The sequence below is a fragment of the Candidatus Thermokryptus mobilis genome (genome assembly GCF_900070205.1).
Taxonomy (GTDB): domain Bacteria; phylum Bacteroidota; class Ignavibacteria; order Kryptoniales; family Kryptoniaceae; genus Kryptonium; species Kryptonium mobile.
In genome coordinates, this window is sequence record NZ_FAOO01000034.1 from 1 (window position 1) to 5,937 (window position 5,937).

The following is a 5,937-nucleotide window of genomic DNA, read 5'->3' on the forward strand; positions in this document are numbered from 1 at the left end:
TTTTTATTCTTGACTTTGCTTGTTTTAATAATTGAGTTTATTATATCTGTTTTTGAAACCAAAAAGATCACAGAAAGTAAGCTTTTAGATGTAACCAAAAAGATAAAGTCAATTTATAGGGTTTATTAACCTTGATTGAATCTGGGAAAAAGAAATTTTATCTTTTTTTACTAAGTTTAATTATTTTTAGCCTCCAATTTGAAACTCTGCCATTGCCTGTAAAAGTTCAAATAATACCATTGACGAGTATTTTGGTTTTCTTTTATATTGTTTTTATGTATGAAAGAGTTGCGTTAACACCAGTTTTCGCTACTTTTTTCATTTTTTTTATCTATGTTACTTTGCATTCAATCGTTGCGCTCAACGTAGATATCATATCAAACTTAGGTGAACCGATAAGGTTTATCTCTTGGGTAAGACAATTCTTAGCTTTAATATCGGGTTTTTTAATTTTTAAGGTTTTAAGGTATTTATTAAGATATGTTGATATTTATTGGGTATCAAAACGAGTTGTAATTTTTTCTTTGTTGTCTATAATGATAGGGATTTTGAATTTCATTTGGGGATTTCTAAATGTACAAATTGCTGGTGAGTTAGTTAAAATGATACGGAGTTTTATTGCGCCCTATGGTTATATAAGCCCAATAAGAAGCAGTGGATTATCCCTTGAGCCTTCCCATTTTGCTGGATTTATTGTAATAATTATTTTGCCTGCCTTATTGATATATTGGAGATTGCATAAAAAAAGAGCGATTTTGATTTTACTTTTTGTGACTCTATCGTTTTTTTGGACTTTTAGTATGGCTGGCTTTGTGCTTTTATTTTTGTTTACCGCATTTGCCATTGTTTTAGGACCGCAGAGAAAGTATGCGATTATCGCAGGATTTTGGAGCTTCCTTTTGTTCATTTTTGCATTATTCTTCTTCCCGAACACTCAAATTATTCGCCATTTAAGTACGATGATTATAGGTAATTTATCCATCTCTATTATCGATAGATTTTATAGTACATTCGGACCCTTTTTAAATCTGTTTTCCTCTTTTAATGTAATTGGTTATGGGCTCGGAAGCTCCGTTTACTATTTAAGTGAAATGATTCCTAAAGATTTATATATACACATAATTTCGGTTAGATGGAAAGAGTTGCCTTCATTGGGTACCCTTGTAGGTAGGATATTTGCTGAAACTGGAATAATAGGACTGTTTCTATTTTTTTCAATTTTTGCTATCGGTTATAGTCAAATTAATAAATTGATAAAGTTTGAAAAGGATAAAGTTTTGAAAACGCATTATAAAATAGTTCGTCTCGGTTATATACTGTCTTTCATCTCGCTCTTTTTTCTTTTTGGTTCTTTTCATCAACCGTATTTTTGGTTTTGGTTAGCCATTATAGATAGTATGTTTATAAAAAATTTCCCGCATTATTTATATGTACAAACCAGTTAGTTCGTTCATACTTGCAAAAAACACATTATATAATACACTTGCTCAAGTTTTTCTCACTTTTGTTTCAATCGCTTTTATTCCAATTTTAATCCATAAAGTTGGTGACGAGGGATTCGGCATTATATTGCTTTCTTGGACAATTATCGGATACTTCAATTCATTAGATCTTGGTATAGGTAGAGCTGTTTCATACTATGTATCTAAATTTAAGGTGTTGAATAGAGAGATTGAGATATATGGTTTAGTGTGGAGTGCTTTATTAATTAGCTTAATTTGGGGTTTGTTTATCATAATTGGCGTTTTTACCTTTTCTAAAGATATAGTAAACCTACTTTTTAAACTTTCAGTATCCGGTTACAGTGAGGTTGAAAATGTTTTAAAACTTATTGCTTTTAGTTCTATATTTATACTTGTTCAGAGTGTTTTAAGATCTAATTTAATGTCTTTTCAAAGGTTTGATTACATAAATTTAATACAGACCGTGGCTGCGCTTCTGCAATGGCTTGGTTCTTTAGTTGTAGCATATCTTGGTTTCGGTATATTTACAATAGTTTTCGTTACAGTTTTAATTCGCGCTTTATCAACGATTGTGTTTTTTATATTCGTTAAAGTCGTTAGTCGTGATATTTTTAAATATATTTTTGTAAGTAAAGATTCAATTGTAGAATTAATTAAATTTGGCATGTGGATTGGAATTTCCCAGTTTGTCAGCTTTATTTTAATGTATGCTGATAGATTTTTTATTAGTTCTATTATTTCAACAAGAATGGCTACTTATTTTATTATTCCTTCCGAAATAACAACTAGGATTCTTTTTTTAATTCCAGGTTCTTTAACATTAGTTTTATTTCCAGCGTTAACAGAAAGAATAGCAATAGATGTTAATCAGGCTCATATTTTATATATGCGTTCATTGAGGTATATCTATGTGTTGATGTATCCGCTGACCTTGACTTTATTTTTCGGAGCGCCCGAAGTTTTAGAACTATGGCTCGGTAAAGATTTTGCTGTCCATAGCAGCTTGGCTTTTAAGATTCTTTTGATTGGACTTTTCATCAATTCTATTTCGCAGATTCCATTAACTATGATTCAATCAATGGGGAGACCCGATATAATAACTAAGTTACAAGTGATTGAACTTATAATTTATGTGCCTTTATGTATTTTATTAGTGTACAAATTTGGGATAAATGGGGCAGCATCTGCTAATCTTATTAAAATTTTCATTGAAGCATCTTTCGCTTTCACTTATATTACAATTTCATTTAAAAACCTTCAACTTAAAACCTCGTTGCTTGGGATCACCAAGGAAATATATTTGTCATCTTTTTGGTTTGTTCTATACTCAATCGTTTCCCATTTGGGATTTAAAATTAATATAATTCTTTTTGTTTACCTTGTTCTTGCACTTGCCTTTTGGATTGTTGTTTATGTATTAACATTTGATGAAGAGGACAAAAAGATGGTTATAAAAGTTCGTGATGTTATTTTAAATTATATATATAAAACAAAAAACGTCCCATTATGAGAATACCTTTTGTTATAGTGCGATATAATCGTGTCGGGTGGTTTGGTTTAAAAGCTAAATTAAAAATAATTCCGTATGAAAACTCTGACGTAATCGTTGCAACCGCTTGGCCCACAGCCTATTCTATTTATAAACTGTCTAAGACAAAGGGCAAAAAGGTATACTTTATCCAAGATTATGAGATATGGTTTGGACCCAAGGACCTTGTAGATAATAGCTATGTATTAGATCTGAATAGAGTGGTTTCTTCACCATATTTAAAAGAGTTGATCGAGGGAAAGTTCGGGGTAAAGGTGAAGGGGATTGTTCTTAACTGGGTTGACTCTATTTTTTATTTTGAGGGAGAGAAAAAATTTGACTTTCCATATAGAATCATTATTTTATATCATAGGGATGCTCGAAAGGGTTACAAAGAGGGTTTAGAAGTTTTAAAAATGGTAAAACAAAAGTATCCAGAAGTTGAAGTAATTATATTTGGAGTTAAGAGTCCGCAACGGGGTGAATTGCCCAGTTTTGCTCTTTTTTATAAGGGTCTATATGGTATAAAGTTGACTGATTTATATAAATCTGCTCATATTTTTGTCTCGCTGAGTCTTTCCAAAGATTGGCATTCATCCCCTATGGAAGCTATGGCAGCTAAATGTGCTGTTGTTGCGACCTCGGTTGGTTCAATGAGATATTTAGACATATCTAGGGAAACTGCTTTAATTTGTGAACCTGGAGATGTGGTTTGTTTAGCGGAGAATTTGAAAAAATTGTCAAGCAATGGTTATAATATCATTCGGAATTTTTTGTGGGAAATATCAGCCGAGAATTTTGAGTCAATTTTGAAAACATAATTGATGATAAAAATGGTTAAGATAACAGCAGTTGTTTTGAATTGGAATAATTTCGTTGACACATTTGAGTGTGTTATTTCCTTGAAGTCAAGCGTGATACCACTTTATAAGATAATAATAGTTGATAACAATTCCACAGACGGTTCTTTTGAGTCTTTAAGTGATTCTTTTTCTAACGACGAGACATTGATTTTAATTAAAAATGAGCGAAATGTCGGTTTTGCAGCTGGAGTTAATAGAGGAATAAGGATGGCTATATCGTTAGGAAGTGATTTTGTTTTCTTGATAAATAATGATGCTGTCATTGAACCAGATACAATTTTACATTTACTTAAAGCATTTGATGATACGACAGGTATATCAGGTCCAAGAATTTATTATTATGATAATCGCTCCAAGATATGGCAAGGTGGTGGATATTTTAGTTATTTAAAGGTTGGATTAAGAGTTCCAGAGAAAAATTTAGAAGTAGAAGTTTTTTCCAAGAATACAGAAGTTTCGTTTTTAACCGGTTGCGCTATGCTTATAAGTGCTAAGTGTGTCAATGAGGTGGGTTTATTTAATGAAAATTATTTTTTTTATTACGAGGATGTTGATTACTGCATTAGAACGATAAGGAAAGGATTAAAGTTAATTTATGTGCCACAAGCTAAGGTTTTACATAAAATTAGGGATGTTAAGAGGGAAAGAACATCACCGTTTGTGTTTTTCCATCTGGCTAGAAGCTTTGTGATTTTTACGCATTCAAATTTTAATATTTTATATTTTTTATACTCTATCCTGTTACATTTTCTGGTGTATACTCCTTATAGGATTTATCAGGTGTTGTCTGGCAGTAAAAATTTACAATCAATCAAGGCGTGGTTTGAGGGAACTATAGAGGGTTTAAAATTTGTAATAAAATCATAAGTTCCATTATGAACATTCTTATAGTTACCCCTAGGATTCCGTATCCCCCTTATCGTGGCGATAAGATGAGAGTATTTAACCTAATGGTTAATTTATCCTCAAACAATCAAATTTATTTGCTTACTCTGATTCGTGATAAGAAGGAACTTATGTATGTTAAGTATATAGAGAGTTTGGGTGTAAAAGTTGAATATGTTTACCTGCCAATTTTTTGTTCGGTTAAAAATCTTTTGAAAAATATATTCAGTAAAAAACCATTTCAGGTTGCTTGGTTTTATTCAAAAAAATTTGGACAGAAACTTCAAGAGATAACCAAAAATCAGGATATTGATGTTATTTACTACTACACAATAAGGGCAGCTGTTTATAAAGACAGTGTGAAAAACAAAAAAATTTTGCAAGTTATTGATTTGGTTGATGCTATTTCTTTTTATCTTTCCGGTTTTTCTTCAAATTTAAAAAATCCAATCATGAAGTTTCTGGTTGGGTTGGAAGCTAAAAGAGTGAAATCATATGAGAATATAGCTTCAGAATTTGACCTTGCGTTCGTAACTACTGAAAGAGATAAGATAATTTTGGAAAGGTCTTCTGTAAAAGCAAAGATTGAGATACTTTCAATGGGTGTTAGTGAAAATTTCTTAAATGTGTTTGTAAAAGATTCGGGATTTGATAAAAACCGTATATTATTTACTGGAAATATACCTTATTGGCCAAATTACTATGCTATTTTATATTTCATTAGAGAGATTTTCCCGATAATTTTAAATAAAATTCCGTCAGCTAAATTTTATATAGTGGGTCAAAATCCTCCTAGGAGATTAAGAAAAATTAAAAGTGATAATATAGTGGTTACTGGATTTGTTGAGGATTTAGCGAGCGAGTACTTAAAAAGCGCAGTTTTGGTAGCTCCTATCAAATTTGGATCTGGAATTTCAAATAAAGTTATTGAGGCTTTATCTTTAGGTGTTCCTGTTGTATGCACATCGCTCATCGCTGATGGTTTGCCTTCGGAGTTAAGAAAATATCTTTTTGTAGCTGATAATCCCAAGGAGTTCGCTGAATTAGTAATAAAAGTAATTGAAGAGCCATCTATAAGGATTAATTTTGTACATGAAGTAAGGAAAAGGGTTATTAAAGCTTTTGACTGGAAAAATATAGTTAACAATTTTGTAAAAAATATTGAAACTGAAATTACAAAAAAGCGTAATTTATGAGT

Annotated in this window: 5 protein-coding genes; all 5 read left to right on the forward strand. The window is 31.1% G+C overall.

Annotated features, from left to right (window positions below; all coding sequences use genetic code 11):
• Nucleotides 1-131 precede the first annotated feature (131 nt).
• The 5 genes from FKZ43_RS11285 to FKZ43_RS11305 all read left to right on the forward strand — a co-directional run bounded on the left by FKZ43_RS11285 (nt 132) and on the right by FKZ43_RS11305 (nt 5,935).
• Nucleotides 132-1,445: a hypothetical protein gene (locus tag FKZ43_RS11285; protein WP_140945999.1), complete on the forward strand. Its 1,314-nt coding sequence runs from the start codon at nt 132-134 to the stop codon at nt 1,443-1,445.
• Nucleotides 1,429-2,973, forward strand: a complete 1,545-nt coding sequence (locus FKZ43_RS11290) for an oligosaccharide flippase family protein (protein ID WP_140946000.1) — start codon at nt 1,429-1,431, stop codon at nt 2,971-2,973. Before FKZ43_RS11285 ends, FKZ43_RS11290 begins: the two co-directional genes overlap by 17 nt.
• Nucleotides 2,970-3,812 carry a glycosyltransferase family 4 protein gene (locus tag FKZ43_RS11295; protein ID WP_140946001.1) on the forward strand — a complete coding sequence of 281 codons (843 nt, stop codon included), beginning with the start codon at nt 2,970-2,972 and terminating at the stop codon, nt 3,810-3,812. The genes FKZ43_RS11290 and FKZ43_RS11295 overlap by 4 nt, the downstream gene beginning before the upstream one ends.
• A 12-nt stretch (nt 3,813-3,824) precedes the next feature.
• Nucleotides 3,825-4,721, forward strand: a complete 897-nt coding sequence (locus FKZ43_RS11300; protein WP_181180366.1) for a glycosyltransferase family 2 protein — start codon at nt 3,825-3,827, stop codon at nt 4,719-4,721.
• 65 nt (nt 4,722-4,786) lie between these two features.
• Nucleotides 4,787-5,935 carry a glycosyltransferase gene (locus FKZ43_RS11305; RefSeq protein ID WP_181180367.1) on the forward strand — a complete coding sequence of 383 codons (1,149 nt, stop codon included), beginning with the start codon at nt 4,787-4,789 and terminating at the stop codon, nt 5,933-5,935.
• The last annotated feature ends 2 nt before the right edge of the window (nt 5,936-5,937 follow it).

Excerpts from the sequence above, each read along its gene's own strand:
- FKZ43_RS11305 (WP_181180367.1), top strand. The coding sequence starts at position 4,787 with ATGAGAGTATTTAACCTAATGGTTAATTTATCCTCAAACAATCAAATT.
- FKZ43_RS11295 (WP_140946001.1), top strand. The coding sequence starts at position 2,970 with ATGAGAATACCTTTTGTTATAGTGCGATATAATCGTGTCGGGTGGTTT.
- FKZ43_RS11290 (WP_140946000.1), top strand. The coding sequence starts at position 1,429 with ATGTACAAACCAGTTAGTTCGTTCATACTTGCAAAAAACACATTATAT.
- FKZ43_RS11300 (WP_181180366.1), top strand. The coding sequence starts at position 3,825 with ATGGTTAAGATAACAGCAGTTGTTTTGAATTGGAATAATTTCGTTGAC.